This window comes from Tardiphaga sp. 813_E8_N1_3, from assembly GCF_051811025.1.
In the GTDB taxonomy this organism is placed as follows: domain Bacteria; phylum Pseudomonadota; class Alphaproteobacteria; order Rhizobiales; family Xanthobacteraceae; genus Tardiphaga.
Map to the genome: position 1 here is coordinate 2,108,059 of NZ_JBPWQE010000001.1, position 16,629 is coordinate 2,124,687.

Consider the following 16,629-nt stretch of genomic DNA (forward strand, 5'->3'; position numbering starts at 1 on the left):
GGCACCCACGTCTTGGTCTTAAGCGCCGTCAGCAAGAGAGGCGTGGATGGCTGGGACAAGCCCGGCCATGACGGCGTTCTTTTCAGTTTACGGCACAAAGCCCTCGAAGGTCATCTGGTCGGCATAGCGGGCGGTGACGGCACGCTGTTCCGGCGTGCGCACGGTCCAGGTCAGGAGCGCGCAGCCGAACAGGTTGCGGGCGATCCAGGGCGCCGGGGCCGGCAGTTCCTTGATCCAGTAGGAGACGAAATGCGGCCGTGTGCGGAAGGCATGGCGGAGATGGCGCATGCCGTCGCGCTGGGCCTGCGTCAGTGTCAGCCACTCGCCGTCGTCATAGGTGCGCTGGGCGGTGATGCCGCGCGGGATCTCGGGCGCGATCTCGCGCATAGCGAGAACCTGATCGGGATCGAACGACATCCAGGCGACAGGTCCGCGATAGGTTTTCAGAATCTCGGCGACGCGGGCGACCAGTTTGCGGTCGCCATCGAAGTGGCTCTTGAGCTCGATGACGAGCCCGACACGGCCATCGATCAGTGCAAGCAGATCGCCGAGCGACATCATGCGCTCCGGCGTGTCCTTGAAATTGATCTGCTTGAGTTCGGTGGAAGTCTTCGCGAGCAGGGGGCCGGAGCCCTCGGTCAGGCGTCCCAATTCATCGTCATGATGCACCATCGCCTCGCCGTCGGCGGTGAGTTGCACATCGGTCTCGATGCTGAAATTGCCTGATATGGCGGCGCGCATGGCGCCGGGCATGTTCTCGATAATGCCGCGGGTGCGATCGTGCAGGCCACGATGCGCGACCGGCCGGGCAATGAGCCAGTCAGGTGCGCGCATCGGGATTGTCCTGCATCAGAGCGTTTTCAAGCGAAGTGGATACCGGTTCGCGTGAAGAAAACGCGTCAAAACGAAAAGCTAGATGACTTCGAACACCGCGTCGACCTCGACCGCGCAATCGGCGGGGAGCGAGGCAACGCCGACAGCGGCGCGGGAGTGCCGGCCCTTGTCGCCGAAGGCGGCGACCATCAGATCCGATGCGCCATTGATGATCTTCGGCGCGTCGATGAAATCCGGCGTCGAATTGACGAAGCCGCCGAGACGGACAACGCGGGCTACCTTGTCGAGATCACCGAGCGCAGCCTTGACCTGCGCCAGGATGTTGATGGCGCAGCCGCGCGCCGCATTGACGCCCTGCTCGAGGGTGACGCCGGCGCCGAGCTTGCCCTTGGCGATCAGCTGGCCGTCGGCGCCCATGCAGATCTGACCGGAGACGAACAGCAGATTGCCCGTGCGGACGAAGCCGACATAGTTCGCTACCGGGCTCACCGGCTCGTGAAGCTTGACCCCCAGATCCGCAAGTTTCTGCTCGACCGTTCCTGCCATCGTGATTCCCCAAATGATTGATGATGTGCCCGAACAAAAGTCCCCAAAGGGTTCAGGCGCTCTCTGTTTCACCCATACCGCCCCGCCGCGCAAGTGACGATCCGGCGACACCGGGCCGCCCCGCAATAGTGCGGTTCTGGCAAGATTCGCTGCAGAATATGGCATTTCCGCAGTGCGAATCCGGCATGGCCGTAGTTGCGACGCAATAGGGCGCTCTCTATTGTTGTAGTTCCAGAATCCAGGGAAACCCCATGCGCCGCATATCCTCCGTTTCGCGCCTCCAGGCTGCTTCGCTGGCACTGACCATGGCGGCTTTCGTGGCGCCGGTGTCGGCATTCGCGGCTCCGCCCGCTGCCGGCACGCCGTTCGTCGCGCATCAGGCGCTGTATGAGCTGAAGCTGCTGAAGTCGCGCGGCAATGCCAGCGTCAACAGCGCCAGCGGCCGCATTCTCTATAATTTTACCGGCAGTGCCTGCGAAGGCTACACATCGGATTTCCGGCAGGTTTCGGAGCTGAACAGCGGCGAGGACAAGACCACGCTGAGCGATCTGCGCTCCACCAGCTGGGAGGCCGGCGACGGCAAGAGTTATCGGTTCAAGATCGATACCCGCATGAATGATGGCGATGCCAGCGCCGTCGACGGCATGGCGGAACGCGAGGGCGATCACGTCACCGTCAAGCTGAAGCAGCCGGTGGCGAAGACCTTCACGCTGGAGGGCTCCACGGTGTTTCCGACCGAGCAGATCCACCGCATCATTGCCGCCGCACGCGAAGGCAAGTCGGTGCTGGAACTAAATGTCTATGACGGGTCGGATACGGGCGAGAAAGTCTACAGCACGCTCACGGTGATCGGGCAGGCGATCCCCGGGGATCGCAAGGTCAACGAGCCCGATCCCTCGACCGGCGATAACGGCATGAAGAAGCTGACGCGCTGGCCGGTCACCGTCAGCTATTACGACAAGTCAGCCAAATCCTCCGACGGCGGTGAGCAGACGCCGGTCTATGCGATGTCGTTCGAACTCTACGAGAACGGCGTCTCGCGGTCCCTGGTGCTGGACTACAATGACTTCGTCATCGGCGGCGCCATGAGCAAGTTCAATGTGAAGGACAGCAAGCCTTGTAAGTGAGGGGGCGATGAGGAGGAGCTGTTAGCTCCGTCCCCTCAACTGTCATCCCCGCCTAGTGCGCCTTCGGCGCACGCGGGGCAGGGATCCATAACCACATTCAGCAAAAGTGAAGCTGAGCCGCATCCACAGCGTTTCGATTTTCAGCTTGGAGTCTATGGGTCCCCGCCCCGCGTGCGCCGAAGGCGCACTAGGCGGGGACGACAGTCATTAGCGTTGGAACTTCATCACTCAGCCCGCGACAGCCGCATGCTGTCCAGCAAACGCAGTCCACCGCCGCTTTCACTCTTCAGCAGCTTCTTCACTGCGCTCGATGCCGCGATCTCGTAATGATCGGCATAGGCTTCGTGGTTCTTCTCGATATCGTCGAGACGATACAGATAGTTCACCATCAGACTGGCGGACTCGCGCAGGCCCTTGGCTGAGGTGTCGCCGAGCCAGTCGATGCGCTCCAGCCGTGCGCCATTGCCGAGATGGAAGCGGGCAACGGAATCGATCGGGCCGCCGCGCGGGCTCTTGGCTTTCAGGAAGTAGTGTGCGGCGAGGTGCTCCATCACCGGCTTGAGCTGCGCCGTCAGCGCTGCGTCGTTGACCCATAGCGGATCGGCGAGCATGTCGACCAGCGCCTGGTCTTCATTGGTCAGGTTGAGGTCGTCGGCCTTCTTGAGCCACTTCATGAAACCTGGCACCGGCGACAGCGTCACGAACGTGTCGAGCTTCGGCAATTCGCGCCGCAGTTCCTCGACGACCTGCTTGATCAGGAAGTTGCCGAACGAAATGCCGCCAAGACCGCGCTGGCAGTTGGAGATCGAATAGAACACGGCGGTACGCGCGCGCTCGATCGGCACGGGCTGGCGATCGACCGCGAGCAGCGGCGCGATGGCGCCCGGAATGGTTTCGGTGAGTGCGACCTCGACGAAGATCAGCGGTTCATCGACCAAAGCAGGGTGGAAGAACGCATAGCAGCGGCGATCCACGGGATCGATGCGGCGGCGCAGATCGTCCCAGTCGTGGATCTCGTGGACTGCCTCGTACTTGATGACTTTTTCGAGCACGTTGGCAGGCGTGGACCAGTCGATCTTGCGCAGCACCAGAAATCCCCTGTTGAACCACGATGCCAAGAGATGAACGACGTCGCGATCGACGGCGTTGAGATCCTTGTTGCCATTCTTCAGATCGAGAAGATCTTCACGCATCTTCACGAGTTCGCTGGTCGCGTTCGGCGCGCGGTTCAGCCGGCGAAACAGTTCCTGCCGCTGCGGCTCGGATGCGAAATGCAATTCGCCGGAGACGTCGCCGGTCGGCTTGGCGCGCCATGCCGCGATGGCCTTCTCAAGCTTGTCACGATCGGGACCGTAATTCTGTGCGAGGTTCTCGAAGAAGGTGAGGCGACCGGCCTCGTCGAGACTCTTGTAGCGATCGAGCACGCCGCGCGCGAGGACCGTGCCGGACGCTTCGCCGCGTCCTGACAACAGCTCCGCACAGAGTTCGATCAAGTCCGATGCGTTCTGTTTGGGATCGACAGATGCGGGACCGAGCCGCAGCAGAGTGCGTCCGCGTTCCGAGATGGATGCGAGGAGATCGGAGAAGAAGGAGTCATTGCTCATGGTGAATCAATTCCCGGGCTGGCAGTCCAACCAGTCTGCTTCAATATAGCCCATAGCGAGGCATATTGCGCGATCATTTGAAGCATGAAACAATTGTGAGTGGGGAGCGCTTCGGCAAGAGAATTGCATTCGTTTCTGACTGCGGCCGGATCGCTGAAAACAGAGGAATTCAGGATGAAGCGGATCGCATCGAAGCGTGGCGTTGTGGCGGCTCTGGCACTCGGAGCGTTGCTGAGCAGTGGCTCGGCATTTGCCCAACAAACCATCAAGGTTGGCTGGACCATCCCGGCCGAAGAATCCAAATACTGGATGATGAAGCGTCCGCAGGAATTCGCGGATCTCGGCAAGAAATACAATATCGAGTGGGTGCAGTTTCAGGGCACCGCGCCGATGACGCAGGCACTCGCGGCTGGCGCGCTGGATTGCGCGACGCAATCGGTGCTGGCACTGGCGCAGGGCGTGCAGAGCGGCAACCTCAAGGCTTCGATCGTCGCGCAGCACGTGTTCGAGAAGCCGGGCAGCTTTTCGGTCTATTGGGCCGTGAAAGACGACTCGCCGATCAAGACCATCGCCGACCTCAAGGGGAAGACGATGTCGATCAACACGCTCGGCTCCGGCATCTATGGCCCGATGGCGATCCTGCTGAAGCAGGCCGGTCTCGATCCGGCCAAGGACGTCAAGCTGGTTGAAGTCGGCTTCGCGCTCTCGGAAGAAGCGCTGCGTTCGGGCCGCGTCGATTCCGCCGTGATGAACCAGCCGTTCGCCGCGCGCATGGAAGCCAAGGGCGGCACGCGCAAGCTGTTCTCGCTGTCGCAACAGCAGGACGGCATCGTGCACATCCTCGAAGCCTGCCGTGCCGATTTCATCGAGAAGAATCCAGAACTGGCCAGAATGTATGTGCGCGACCTGACGCTGGGCATGCAGAAGGCGCTGGCCAATCGCGATGAAACGCTGAAGGTCGTCAACGAAGTGATGAAGGCGCCGATCCCGGTGCTGGAAACCTATCTGCTCAAGGATAACGACTTCGCCAGGGATCCAGGTGCTGCGCCGAATTTCGATGCGATCCAGAAGATGCTCGACACCTATGTCGAATCCGGAATGCTGCCGAAGAAGCTCGACGTCTCCGAGCTGAAGGGCAAGGTCGTCGCGCCGATCAAGTAACGGCGAGCGACATCAGTGACGACGTCATGGCCGGGCATGTCCCGGCCATTTTCGTTTGGCCAGCGGAAAGGCTACTCGCTCGTCGCCTCCGACATGCCGCTGTCGATCAGGAGATCCAGCGTGTATTTGATCGTCGCGCGTTCATCGTCGCTGAAGCGGCTCAGCAGCTCTGTCTCATGTTCGAGGGCCGCCTTCTGCACGGGCTTGACGCGCGTACGGCCTTTAGCGGTCAGGTAGAGCGTGACGCGGCGCCGATCGTTCGAGGTGCTCTTGCGCTTCAACAACTCGTCGCGCTCCATGCGGTCGAGCACTTTCGTCAGGCCGGGTTGCTTCATCAAAGCCATTGCGGCGAGTTCGCCGACCGATAGGCCTTCGACATCGGCGAGGCAGGCCAGCACGCGCCATTCCGGCACGGTGAGGTCCCATTCCTTCAACCGCGCATGAAACGAGCTGGAGACGTTGAAGCTGGCGCGCGCCAGCAGATAGGACAGGTAGCTGCGTGCAAAACTGTTGCTGGCCAGGGCCGGCGCACGTGGCTGTGCCTTGTCGATGCGGCGGAGTTGTCCGGAGTGGAAGACGAGGGGGTCGTGATTGCGCTCGACGAAGTGCACGACTTCACCGACCAGGATCGTGTGGTCGCCACCGGGATAGCGCGCCCAGGTATTGCATTCGAAGATCGGTGCGAGGCCCTCGATCAGCGGTGCACCGCTGATGCCCGGCGCATGGGCGATATCGGCAAACTTGTCGGAGCCGCGACGGCCGAAACGCATCGCGAGTTCGCCATGATCGGCGCCGAGAAAGTGAATGGCGAAGGCATCAGCCTCGACGAAGGGATCGTGGCTCGGCGAGGATTTGGCGACGCTCCACAACACCAGCGGCGGATCGAGCGAGACCGACGAGAAGGAGTTCGCGGTCATGCCGACGGGATGGTCGCCATTGGTGGCGGTGACCACGGTGACACCGGTCGGAAACTGGCCCAGCGCCTGACGAAACGTCGCGGGGTTGACCGCCTGCGCCTTGTCCACGAGCTTGTCGTCCGCGACCTTGTCCTGCGCCGTCTTGTCAAACGCCGTTTTGTCAAAGGCCATGGAATTCGCCGCTCCGCGACACCCGCGACTGCCCAAAATACAGCGCCGGATTGTCCTTCAAGATTAAAAATATTCCTTTTCATATAACATGACCGCGCCTATCATCCAACCATAATCGCTTTAAAACACGGAGAAACGGCATGCTGGCGGATCGCATCGAGGCGAAATGGATCGACGCATTCTGCGAGATCTTCGAACGCTGCGCGGTCAAGCCCGGTGACACTGCCGCCATCCTCTCCGAGACGCAATCGCGCGCACTGAATGTGCACATTGCCGAGCTTGCATTGCTCCGCATGGGCGCGCGGCCGTTCCATGTCGTGGTGCCGACGCCGCGCAACAAGCAGGTCGTGCCGATCCGCTCCACCGGCGCGTCCGAAGCGATCCAGCAACTCGGGCCGGTGGTGTCAGCACTGCAGCAGGCCGGCTTCGTGGTGGACTGCACCATCGAAGGCCTGATGCATGCGAAGGAAACACCGGAGATCCTGAAGGCCGGCGCGCGCATTCTCGTGATTTCCAACGAGCATCCGGAAGCGCTCGAGCGCATGGTGCCGGATTCCGCGCTCGAGAAGCGCGTGCGCGCGGCGGCCAAGATGCTGCGCGGCACGAAGCACATGAAGGTGACGTCGAAGGCGGGCACCGATCTGGACGTCAACATGGAAGGCGCGGCCACCGTTGGCGTCTGGGGCTGGACGGACAAGCCGGGCACGCTGGCGCATTGGCCGGGTGGCATCGTGGTCTCGTTCCCGAAGAGCAAGACCATCAATGGCACGGTGGTGATGGATGCCGGCGATATCAACCTGACCTTCAAGCGCTATCTGACGTCGCCGGTGAAGATGCTGTTCAAGGACGACTATCTCACCGAACTCACGGGCGAGGGCGCCGACGCCGAGATGATGAAGCGCTATCTCGCCGCTTGGGGCGACCGCGAGGCCTATGCCGTGTCGCACGTCGGTTGGGGCATGAACCCCAATGCGCGCTACGAGGCGCTGCAGATGTATGACCAGCGCGATACCAACGGCACCGAGATCCGTGCGGTGGCCGGCAACTTCCTGTTCTCCACAGGCGCCAATGAATTCGCGGGCCGTTACACCGCCGGCCATTTCGATCTGCCGATCTTCAAGACCACCATCACGCTCGACGGCGTGGATGTGATCAAGGACGGCGAGTTGCAGGACGTGTTCGGCTGAGTCTGAACACGTCGCTCTAAGCTCCGGGCTATCGGGTCACGGGCACTATCCCTTCTGCCGGGATCAAGCCGGCCTGAGGCAGCCGATAGCCCTTAACAATTGCATAGATTGCCGGGATCACAATCAACGTCAGCAGCGTCGACGAGATCATGCCGCCGATCATCGGCACCGCGATGCGCTGCATGATCTCCGAGCCCGTGCCGGTACTCCACATGATCGGCAGCAGGCCCGCCATGATGGCGACCACCGTCATCATCTTGGGACGGACGCGTTCGACCGCTCCTTCCATGATGGCGTCGTAGAGGTCGCTGCGCGTCAGAGGTCGTCCTTCAATGTCCCGTCGGGCCTGGATCGTGGTCAATGCCTGATTCAGATAGATCAGCATCACCACGCCGGTCTCGGCGGCAACGCCAGCCAGCGCAATGAAGCCGACGACGACCGCAACCGACAGGTTGAAACCGAGCCACCACATCAGCCAGAGGCCGCCGACCAGCGCGAACGGCAGCGATAGCATGACGATCATCGTTTCGGTGATCGACCGGAAGTTCAGGTACAGCAGCAGGAAGATGATCAGCAGCGTCACCGGCACGACGATCTTCAGGCGCGCCGTCGCACGTTCGAGATATTCGTACTGGCCACTCCACATCACGTAGTAGCCGGGCGGGAATTGAATGCTCGCCTGGACCGCGCGCTGCGCGTCGGCCACGTAGCCGCCGAGGTCGCGGTCGCGGATGTCGACATAGATGTAGGTGGCCAACTGTCCGTTCTCCGTCCGGATCGACGTCGGCCCTCTCGCCAGCGCAATCCTGGCTACTTCGCCGAGCGGGACCGCGCCACCGCCGGGCATTGGCACCAGCACGTCACTGGCGATGGCCTGCGGGCTGTCTCTGAGGTCGCGGGGGTACCGCATGTTGACGGTGAAGCGTTGCCGGCCTTCCACGGTCGTTGTCACCGTCTGGCCGCCGAGCGCGATTCCGATCACGTCCTGGACGTCCTGGATCATGATGCCGTAGCGCGCCAATGCCTCGCGATCTGGCGTCACGTCCAGATAGTAGCCGCCGATGCCGCGCTCGGCATAGGCCGACGACGTGCCCGGCACCGCCTTGAGTACCTGCTCGATTTGCTTGGCAAGCCGGTCGATCTCGACTAGGTCGGTGCCGATCACCTTCACGCCGATGGGCGTGCGGATGCCAGTCGACAGCATGTCGATACGGGCCTTGATCGGCATGGTCCAGGCATTCGACACGCCCGGAAACTGCAGCGCCTTGTCCATCTCGGCGATCAGTCCATCGACCGTGAGACCGGTTCGCCACTCTTCCTTCGGTTTGAGGTTGATGATCGTCTCGAACATTTCGGAGGGGGCGGGATCGGTCGCCGTGGCAGCGCGCCCCGCCTTGCCGTAGACCGAAACCACCTCCGGAAACGACCGAATGATCCTGTCCTGCATCTGCAGCAGTTCTCCCGCCTTGGTGACGGAGATGCCCGGCAGCGTCGTCGGCATATACATGAGCGTGCCCTCGTTGAGACTGGGCATGAACTCGGTCCCGAGCTGACGGGCCGGCCAGATACTCGCCGCGAGAACGGCGAGTGCGAGCACCACAACCAGCGTCTTCGCGCGCATCACAGCGGTGATGACAGGCCGGTAGACCCAGATCAGAAAGCGGTTGATCGGATTCTTGTGTTCCGGAACGATCCGGCCGCGAACGAAGATGATCATCAGGGCCGGGACCAGCGTCACCGACAGGATGGCGGCGGCTGCCATCGAAAACGTCTTGGTGAACGCCAGAGGGCTGAACAGACGTCCTTCCTGAGATTCCAGCGTGAAGATCGGCATGAACGACACGGTGATGATCAACAGGCTGAAGAACAACGCCGGGCCCACCTCGGAGGCTGCCTCGATCAGGACTTCCACACGTGATTTGCCGGGGTCTGCGCGTTCAAGATGCTTGTGGGCGTTCTCGATCATGACGATGGCGGCATCGACCATGGCACCGATGGCGATCGCGATACCGCCGAGACTCATGATGTTGGAGCCAAGACCGAGCAGTTTCATGGCGCTGAACGCCATCAGCACGCCGACCGGCAGCATGAGGATCGCGACCAGCGCGCTGCGGACATGCAGCAAGAACAAAATGCAGACGAGGGCGACGACCACGCTTTCTTCGAACAACGTGTGCTTGAGCGTCGCGATGGCGGCGTTGATCAGGTTCGAGCGATCGTAAACCGGAACGATCTCGACGGAGTTCGGCAGACTGCTGGCGATCTCCTTGAAGCGCTTCTTGACGTTCTCGATGACGTCGAGGGCGTTGACGCCGAAACGCTGCAGCACGATGCCGCTGGCGACTTCGCCTTCACCATTCAGTTCGGTGATGCCGCGCCGCTCGTCGGGGCCGAGTTCGACGCGCGCCACGTCGCGCAGCAGGACCGGCGTGCCGTTGTTCGTCTTGAGCACGACATTGCCGAGATCATTGATCGACTTCAGATAGCCCTTGCCGCGGATGACATATTCGAATTCGGACAGCTCCACCGTGCGACCGCCGACATCGGCGTTGCTGGCGCGGATGGCATCCCGCATCTTCTGCATGGTGATGCCGAGGTCGCGCATCCGAAGCGGATCGAGCACGACGTTATATTGCTTGACGAAGCCACCGACGCTGGCGACTTCGGCGACGCCTTCGGCTTTGGCGAGCGCAAACTTCAGATTCCAGTCCTGGATCGCCCGCGTGTCAGCAAGGTTCAATTCCTTGGACATCACCGCGTACTGGTAGACCCAGCCGACGCCGGTGGCGTCGGGGCCCATCGTCGGCGTGACGCCGGCGGGCAGGCGGGACGTGGCTCCGTTCAGGAATTCGAGAACGCGCGACCGGGCCCAGTAGATGTCGGTCCCGTCTTCGAAGATGACATAGACGAACGACACGCCGAAGAACGAGAACCCGCGCACAACTTTCGACTTCGGCACTGTGAGCATTGCCGTCGTCAACGGATAGGTGACCTGATCCTCGATCACCTGCGGCGCCTGGCCGGGGTACTCGGTATAGACGATGACCTGCGTGTCGGAGAGATCCGGGATAGCGTCGAGCGGCAGATGCGCCAGCGCATAGATGCCCGCGGCTGCGGCGAACCCTGTGCCGAACAACACCAGCAGCAGATTGCGCGCCGACCATGCGATGATGCGGGCGATCATTGTGGGCTCCTCGCGTCGGAAAAGCCCTTCAGTGCGGCCTTCAGATTGCTTTCTGCATCGATCAGGAAATTGGCCGAAATGACGACTGGTTCGCCGTCTGCGACTCCCTCGCGGATTTCGACGTAGCCGCCGCCGCGACGGCCCAGCTCGACGCCGCGCGGTTCGAAGCGGCCCTGTCCTTTGTCAATGAACACCGATTGCCGGGTGCCGGTGTCGATCACAGCGCTCTCCGGGATGGACACCGCCGGATCCGCACTTCCGGTCTCGATCGAAGCGTCGATATACATGTCCGGTAGCAGAGCGAGATCGGCGTTCGCGAGTTCGATACGGACGCGTGTTGTCCGGGTCTCGCGATTGACCTGCGGGTAGATCACGTTGACCTTGCCTGCAAACTGCCTGCCGGAAGGGCTGCGCGTCCTGACGTTCACCGGCTGTCCGACGGCGACGGCTCCAAGATCGCGTTCCGCGACATCGACCATCGCCCAGACGAGCGAGGTGTCGGCGATACGAAAGAGGATGTCTCCGGGTTGCGCGCGCATTCCTTCGATGGCGTTGCGCTCGAGAACGATGCCGTCCCGCGGCGCGGCCCATGCGATGGAGATCGGGACGATGCGGCTCTTCTCGATTTCGGCAATCACCGTGTCCGGAACGTCGAGATTCATGATCCGCTGACGCGACCCGCGCCCATACAGTCCGTCGCCGCCCGTCGTCTTCGACGTGATGGTGGCGACGTATTCCGCCGCAGCGGACGAGATCGCGGGGCTGTAGATATCCATCAAAGGCTGCCCGCTGCGGACCTTTGTGCCGGTGGTGACGTCGGCAACCTTCTGCACCCAGCTTTCCGCGCGCATCGAGATCACGGAGATGCGCCGCTCGTCGAGCTGGATCGTGCCGGGTGCACGGATCGTCGTCCGGATCACGCGCCTGGCGGCTGGCTCGGACTTCACGCCCGTGCGCTGTATCTTGCCCGGAGAAAGCTTGACTGATCCATCGTCGGAATCGTCGCCGTCGAACACCGGGATGTAATCCATCCCCATGGAATCCTTCTTCGGCGTTGGTGACGTGTCCGGCAGTCCCATCGGATTGCGGTAATACTTGATCTTGCGGCTCGCGTCGGTGCCAGTCGACACTGGCTCCGAAATCGGCATGGTCTCCGTGAGGTCTTCGAAGCTGACGTCGGCTCCGGCGGGCACGGCGCGGTAGTCGCGACCTGATGCCGTTTTCTTCGGCGTCAGCGAATAAGCCGGCTTTCCATCCGGATCCTGATAGTAGATAGGCGCGCGGGCTTCCTGCGCATCGGCGGGGGTGACTAAGGCGAGGGTATGCGTCAACGGTCGCTGCGCGACGATGAATCCACCTACCGCCGCCGTGATGAACGCGGCGGCGGTGCCAGCTAAAACGGCGCGGTTCATTTCTGCGCCGTGATGACGAGCTTGTTCTCGACGGAGCCGGTTTCTCCTTGCACTTTGGCGCCGAGAGAAAGCTGCCAGCGACCGGCCATCCCGAAAGTGGCCTTGAACTTGTAGGTGCCGGGCTCGGCCCCCGATACTGGCGTGACCTTGGTGGCCATCTCCTGCATGCCGTCAGGAGCCATGTCGAGACGGGTTGCGAAAATGACAGCATCCGGCACGGGCTTGCCGGTCCTGATGTTCATCAGGCGGACGGTGATAGTCTTGTCGGGGCCGGCCTGAACGGACTGATCGACGAGCTCGAACGTGTAGTCCTTGATGTCAGCCAGTGCAGCCGTGCTTGCGCCGCCCAAAGCGACAGCGATCAACGCAGCCCGTAAGGCGCGCGGGGAGTGAGACGTCTTCATGGTTTGGTATCCTCGATTGAATCTGATGTGCCGCGAACGGCATGCGTCATCCACGCGCCAGGAGGCACGCGGCAGCGACGGCGCTCAGCGCCGCTCAGATCGAAATGCGAGGAGGGTGGTCTGGAGGCGGGCGGTTGACGCCATCGGTCAGCGCGTCATTCAGCACCGAGTGGTAGGTTCGGACGGCGTGGCGAACCGTCATGGGTGGCGCCAGGGTGGGCCCCGCCTGGGCAGTCTTCAACGCACAAATCGCGAGAAGTGGACAGTCCTGGCAATCCTTACTCTTCTGTTCGGATGGGCAGCAGGGCATGTCTCCAGACATCGCCGACATGTCGGTCATCGTCGCCGACGGCCCGTTGGCAGCCGCCGGAGTCACCACCGGCGCCATCGAGAGGCCGATGGTCACGACAATCGCTAGAAAGAATTTCAGGAGTCGACGAAGATCCATATTCGACCATCTCACGGCCACCACAGCGTGGGAAGCCCGGGCACATCACAAGTTCGCAATCCCTATGGGGATTATGTCCTTGGCTTCTGCGGCCCGTTATAGGCGATGCCGCGGATCACCGCGGCGCTGCCGAACTTCTTCCTGAGGTCGTCCATCGCGCGTTCGGCATGGGACGAGCGGCGGTCGAGCATGTTGTCGTCGCCGGCTTCCGCGCCGGGCTTCAGCGCGCTGACGCCGGTGCCGATCAGGCGGAAGGCGGTGCCGTCGATTTCCTTTGCCAGCATCTCGCGGCTGATATCGAAGATCCGCGCCGCCATCTGCGTCGGCGATTGGATCGACTGCGAGCGGGTGCGCTGGCGAAAATCCGCGGTCTTGAGTTTCAGCGTCACCGTTGTGCCGGACAATTCGCTGCTCTTCAGTCGTGAGGAGACCTTCTCCGACAATCGCCACAGGATCTTTTCCAGCGTGGCGTAGTCGCGGATGTCCTCATTGAACGTCGTCTCGTTGGAAATCGTTTTGGCGCCGCGATCGGCGACGACGAGGCGATCGTCGATGCCGCGCGCCAGGCGCCACAGCCTGCGGCCTTCGCCGCCGAACTGTTTCATCAGGTCGATCTCATCGGCGCGCTGTAGATCGCTGATCTTGCGAAAGCCGCGCTGCGAGAGTTTCTCCGCGGTCGCCGGGCCGACGCCGTAGATGAAGCTGACGGGTCTGTCGGCGAGCATGGCGACGGCGTCTTCCTGATCGAGCGTGGCGAAGCCGCGGGGCTTGTCGAGATCGCTGGCAATCTTGGCGAGGAACTTGTTCACCGACAGGCCAACCGAAACCGTGATGCCGACGGTGCGCTCGATATCGGCGGCGAATTTCGCCAGCACCTTGGCCGGGATCATGCCGTGGACGCGCTGCGTGCCCGACAGGTCGAGAAAGGCTTCGTCGATCGACAATGGTTCGACCAGCGGCGTCAGCGCCTGCATGGCATGGCGGACCTCGCGGCCGACGCGGACATATTTCGCCATGTCGGGCCGTACCACGACGGCGTCGGGGCAGAGATCGAGCGCCTTGAACATCGGCATAGCCGAGCGTACGCCGTAGGTGCGTGCGATGTAGCAGGCCGCGGACACCACGCCACGCTTGCCGCCGCCGATGATGACGGGCCGATCGACGATGTCGGGATTGTCGCGCTTCTCGACGGTGGCGTAGAACGCATCGCAGTCGATATGTGCCAGCGTCAGCGACGGCAGCGCGTGGTGTCGCACCAGGCGCGGCGACCCGCATGACGTGCAGCGCTTGACGCGTGCATCCAGATCGACAAGGCAATCCCGGCAGAAGCAGCGCGGTCCGCTCAGCTCTGCCGGAGAGGGACTCACGTAAAGTCCTGCCCGCGAGGATCGAGCGCCTGCCGCGCGGCGGCGATCGTAGTCGGGTCCAGTTGCGATGACGCCGAAAACGCCTTCACGGTCTCGTCGTCGCGCAGCACGAAATCGAGCACGCTGACGAGGAACTGTGGATCCTTTGCAGCCGAGCGGAGAGTCTCCGGACCGATTCCACTCTCGGACAGGAACAGGCCCAGCCGCTCGGGTTCCCCGGCAACGAAGGATAGCGCCTGAATCGCAACGATTTCAGCGACTTCGCTGGGGTGGCGCTGGGGTTTTTTCATCACGCGTGTTTGCCTTTCCGTAACTTATCGTCTCTATTTTAAGTCATCATGCCCGAGTCACCGGGGCGATTCCAGTTGCAGGGATACGCGCGGTACACGGGCACTTCGGCGGGGTGGCCGAAGTGAATTTGGAAGTTCGCTTCGAACATCACATTGGCCGGTGACGCAGGGCAATCATGCTCCGCGAAACAAGAACGCTCGGGTTCTGGATTGGAGGGCGGGATGGCAAAAACCGTCCTGATCGTGGAGGACAACGAGCTCAACATGAAGCTCTTCCGTGACCTGCTGGAAGCCCATGGCTATCAGACAGTCGGCACGAGTAATGGCTATGAAGCGCTCGATCTTGTCCGCTCGCTCCGCCCCGATCTCATCCTCATGGATATTCAGCTACCGCAGGTCTCCGGTCTCGAAGTGACCGGCTGGATCAAGAAGGATCCTGCGATCAGCATGATCCCCGTCGTCGCCGTCACAGCCTTCGCCATGAAGGGCGACGAAGAACGTATCCGCGAAGGCGGCTGCGAAGCCTATTTGTCAAAGCCCATTTCGGTCGGAAAATTTATCGAAACCGTGCGTCGGTTCATCGGTTAGGGAGTTCCCTATGTCAGCGCGTATTCTTGTCGTCGATGACATCCCCGCCAACGTGAAGCTTCTGGAAGCCCGTCTCTCGGCGGAATACTTCGACGTCATCACCGCGTCCAACGGTGCACAGGCGCTGGAAGTCTGCGCGCGTTCCGAATGCGACCTGATCCTGCTCGACGTCATGATGCCCGACATGGACGGCTTCGAAGTCTGCCGTCGCCTGAAGGCCAATCCAAAGACGCATTTTATTCCCGTGGTCATGGTCACCGCGCTGGATTCGCCGTCCGATCGCGTGCGCGGTCTGGAAGCCGGCGCCGATGACTTTCTCACCAAGCCCGTCGCTGATGCCGTGTTGGTGGCGCGCGTGCGCTCGCTGACGCGTCTGAAGATGATGACCGATGAGCTGCGCATGCGCGCCATCACCTCGCTGGAAATCGGCGTGCAGGCGCCCGAGCGCAGCGCCGTGTCTGATCTGGGTGTGGGCGGACGCATCCTGCTGGTCGACGATCGTCCATCGTCCTATGAGCGGCTGGCGCCGGTCCTGTCGGCCGAACACACCGTCGATGTCGAACCCAATCCGGCCGAGGCGCTGTTTCATGCCGCCGAGGGCAATTACGATCTGCTCATCGTGTCGCTAAGCCTCGAGAATTACGATGGATTGCGGCTGTGCAGCCAGGCGCGCTCGCTGGAGCGCACGCGGCAGATTCCGATTCTCGCGATTGCCGATGCCGACAACAATCCGCGGCTGCTGCGCGGTCTCGAGATCGGCGTCAACGACTACCTGATGCGGCCGGTGGACAAGAACGAGCTGCTGGCCCGCGCCCGCACGCAGGTGCGCCGTCGCCGTTACACCGACCATCTGCGCGACAACGTTCAGCACTCCATCGAAGCCGCGATCACCGACGGTCTGACCGGGCTGCATAACCGCCGCTACATGGAAAGCCATCTGGAAACGCTGGCAGAGCAGGCGGCGACCCGCGGTAAGCCGCTGGCGCTGATGATGCTCGACATCGACTTCTTCAAGTCGATCAATGACAATCATGGTCATGATTGCGGTGACGACGTGCTGCGCGAATTCGCCGTGCGCATTCGCAAGTCGATCCGCGGCATCGATCTGGCCTGTCGCTACGGCGGCGAGGAATTCGTCATCGTCATGCCCGAGACCGACATGCACGTCGCCAGCATGGTGGCCGAGCGTCTGCGTCGTTCGATCGCCGGCGAACCGTTCTCCATCGACAAGGGCAACAAGCGCATCGAGGTCACGATCTCGATCGGATTGTCGACGCTGGAGAAGAAGGGCGAGCCCGTCGCCGACGTGCTCAAGCGTGCCGATGTGGCGCTGTATCGCGCCAAGCACGACGGCCGCAACCGCGTGGTTGCTGCGGCCGCTTAAATTAT

15 protein-coding genes are annotated in these 16,629 nt (G+C 62.0%); 5 read left to right on the plus strand and 10 right to left on the minus strand.

Annotated elements, in window-relative coordinates:
* Positions 1-87 precede the first annotated feature (87 nt).
* Together AB8A33_RS10000 and AB8A33_RS10005 are read right to left on the minus strand one after the other, a co-directional pair.
* On the minus strand, positions 88-834 hold the full coding sequence (locus AB8A33_RS10000; RefSeq protein ID WP_439092567.1) for a glycerophosphodiester phosphodiesterase: 747 nt from the start codon (positions 832-834) through the stop codon (positions 88-90).
* Between the two features lie 78 nt (positions 835-912).
* The gene (locus AB8A33_RS10005; protein ID WP_092144382.1) at positions 913-1,380 is read right to left on the minus strand and encodes a RidA family protein; all 468 of its coding nucleotides are present in this window, start codon (positions 1,378-1,380) and stop codon (positions 913-915) included.
* A 305-nt stretch (positions 1,381-1,685) separates the two neighbouring features.
* On the opposite strand from AB8A33_RS10005, the gene AB8A33_RS10010 reads away from it, so the two are divergent.
* The gene (locus AB8A33_RS10010; protein ID WP_439095899.1) at positions 1,686-2,507 is read left to right on the plus strand and encodes a cell envelope integrity EipB family protein; all 822 of its coding nucleotides are present in this window, start codon (positions 1,686-1,688) and stop codon (positions 2,505-2,507) included.
* Between the two features lie 224 nt (positions 2,508-2,731).
* Here the strand turns inward: AB8A33_RS10010 and AB8A33_RS10015 are convergent, their stop codons facing one another.
* The gene (locus AB8A33_RS10015; protein WP_439092568.1) at positions 2,732-4,111 is read right to left on the minus strand and encodes a malonyl-CoA decarboxylase; all 1,380 of its coding nucleotides are present in this window, start codon (positions 4,109-4,111) and stop codon (positions 2,732-2,734) included.
* A gap of 174 nt (positions 4,112-4,285) precedes the next feature.
* On the opposite strand from AB8A33_RS10015, the gene AB8A33_RS10020 reads away from it, so the two are divergent.
* A complete protein-coding gene (locus AB8A33_RS10020) occupies positions 4,286-5,272 on the plus strand; it encodes an ABC transporter substrate-binding protein (RefSeq protein WP_068732554.1) in 987 nt (328 codons plus the stop codon).
* Positions 5,273-5,343: 71 nt separating this feature from the next.
* Here AB8A33_RS10020 and AB8A33_RS10025 read toward each other — a convergent pair whose 3' ends face one another.
* Positions 5,344-6,360, minus strand: a complete 1,017-nt coding sequence (locus tag AB8A33_RS10025) for a flavin reductase (protein WP_439092569.1) — start codon at positions 6,358-6,360, stop codon at positions 5,344-5,346.
* A 140-nt stretch (positions 6,361-6,500) separates the two neighbouring features.
* Here AB8A33_RS10025 and AB8A33_RS10030 point away from each other — a divergent pair, with 140 nt between their 5' ends.
* Positions 6,501-7,547, plus strand: a complete 1,047-nt coding sequence (locus AB8A33_RS10030) for a peptidase M29 (RefSeq protein ID WP_439072157.1) — start codon at positions 6,501-6,503, stop codon at positions 7,545-7,547.
* Positions 7,548-7,575: 28 nt separating this feature from the next.
* On the opposite strand, the gene AB8A33_RS10035 is transcribed toward AB8A33_RS10030, so the two are convergent.
* The 6 genes from AB8A33_RS10035 to AB8A33_RS10060 form a co-directional block, all read right to left on the minus strand.
* The gene (locus tag AB8A33_RS10035) at positions 7,576-10,731 is read right to left on the minus strand and encodes an efflux RND transporter permease subunit (RefSeq protein WP_439092570.1); all 3,156 of its coding nucleotides are present in this window, start codon (positions 10,729-10,731) and stop codon (positions 7,576-7,578) included.
* Entirely contained in the window at positions 10,728-12,143 is a 1,416-nt protein-coding gene (locus AB8A33_RS10040) for an efflux RND transporter periplasmic adaptor subunit (RefSeq protein WP_439092572.1), read from the minus strand. The genes AB8A33_RS10035 and AB8A33_RS10040 overlap by 4 nt, the downstream gene beginning before the upstream one ends.
* Complete coding sequence (locus tag AB8A33_RS10045) at positions 12,140-12,547, minus strand: FixH family protein (RefSeq protein ID WP_439092573.1); 408 nt, start codon at positions 12,545-12,547, stop codon at positions 12,140-12,142. Before AB8A33_RS10045 ends, AB8A33_RS10040 begins: the two co-directional genes overlap by 4 nt.
* 94 nt (positions 12,548-12,641) lie before the next feature.
* A complete protein-coding gene (locus AB8A33_RS10050; RefSeq protein ID WP_439092574.1) occupies positions 12,642-12,995 on the minus strand; it encodes a hypothetical protein in 354 nt (117 codons plus the stop codon).
* A gap of 71 nt (positions 12,996-13,066) precedes the next feature.
* A complete protein-coding gene (locus AB8A33_RS10055) occupies positions 13,067-14,362 on the minus strand; it encodes a DNA polymerase IV (protein ID WP_439092575.1) in 1,296 nt (431 codons plus the stop codon).
* On the minus strand, positions 14,359-14,652 hold the full coding sequence (locus AB8A33_RS10060; RefSeq protein ID WP_089263750.1) for a DUF3572 domain-containing protein: 294 nt from the start codon (positions 14,650-14,652) through the stop codon (positions 14,359-14,361). The genes AB8A33_RS10055 and AB8A33_RS10060 overlap by 4 nt, the downstream gene beginning before the upstream one ends.
* Before the next feature lie 222 nt (positions 14,653-14,874).
* Between AB8A33_RS10060 and AB8A33_RS10065 the strand changes: the two genes are divergently transcribed.
* Both AB8A33_RS10065 and AB8A33_RS10070 read left to right on the plus strand, forming a co-directional pair.
* A complete protein-coding gene (locus tag AB8A33_RS10065; protein WP_068732379.1) occupies positions 14,875-15,240 on the plus strand; it encodes a response regulator in 366 nt (121 codons plus the stop codon).
* A gap of 10 nt (positions 15,241-15,250) precedes the next feature.
* On the plus strand, positions 15,251-16,624 hold the full coding sequence (locus AB8A33_RS10070) for a PleD family two-component system response regulator (RefSeq protein ID WP_439092577.1): 1,374 nt from the start codon (positions 15,251-15,253) through the stop codon (positions 16,622-16,624).
* Positions 16,625-16,629: the final 5 nt, after the last annotated feature.

Coding starts and splice junctions, on each gene's coding strand:
- AB8A33_RS10000 (WP_439092567.1), bottom strand. CDS start 834: ATGCGCGCACCTGACTGGCTCATTGCCCGGCCGGTCGCGCATCGTGGC.
- AB8A33_RS10045 (WP_439092573.1), bottom strand. CDS start 12,547: ATGAAGACGTCTCACTCCCCGCGCGCCTTACGGGCTGCGTTGATCGCT.
- AB8A33_RS10025 (WP_439092569.1), bottom strand. CDS start 6,360: ATGGCCTTTGACAAAACGGCGTTTGACAAGACGGCGCAGGACAAGGTC.
- AB8A33_RS10070 (WP_439092577.1), top strand. CDS start 15,251: ATGTCAGCGCGTATTCTTGTCGTCGATGACATCCCCGCCAACGTGAAG.
- AB8A33_RS10065 (WP_068732379.1), top strand. CDS start 14,875: ATGGCAAAAACCGTCCTGATCGTGGAGGACAACGAGCTCAACATGAAG.
- AB8A33_RS10060 (WP_089263750.1), bottom strand. CDS start 14,652: ATGAAAAAACCCCAGCGCCACCCCAGCGAAGTCGCTGAAATCGTTGCG.
- AB8A33_RS10020 (WP_068732554.1), top strand. CDS start 4,286: ATGAAGCGGATCGCATCGAAGCGTGGCGTTGTGGCGGCTCTGGCACTC.
- AB8A33_RS10040 (WP_439092572.1), bottom strand. CDS start 12,143: ATGAACCGCGCCGTTTTAGCTGGCACCGCCGCCGCGTTCATCACGGCG.
- AB8A33_RS10005 (WP_092144382.1), bottom strand. CDS start 1,380: ATGGCAGGAACGGTCGAGCAGAAACTTGCGGATCTGGGGGTCAAGCTT.
- AB8A33_RS10050 (WP_439092574.1), bottom strand. CDS start 12,995: ATGGATCTTCGTCGACTCCTGAAATTCTTTCTAGCGATTGTCGTGACC.
- AB8A33_RS10035 (WP_439092570.1), bottom strand. CDS start 10,731: ATGATCGCCCGCATCATCGCATGGTCGGCGCGCAATCTGCTGCTGGTG.
- AB8A33_RS10010 (WP_439095899.1), top strand. CDS start 1,686: ATGGCGGCTTTCGTGGCGCCGGTGTCGGCATTCGCGGCTCCGCCCGCT.
- AB8A33_RS10030 (WP_439072157.1), top strand. CDS start 6,501: ATGCTGGCGGATCGCATCGAGGCGAAATGGATCGACGCATTCTGCGAG.
- AB8A33_RS10015 (WP_439092568.1), bottom strand. CDS start 4,111: ATGAGCAATGACTCCTTCTTCTCCGATCTCCTCGCATCCATCTCGGAA.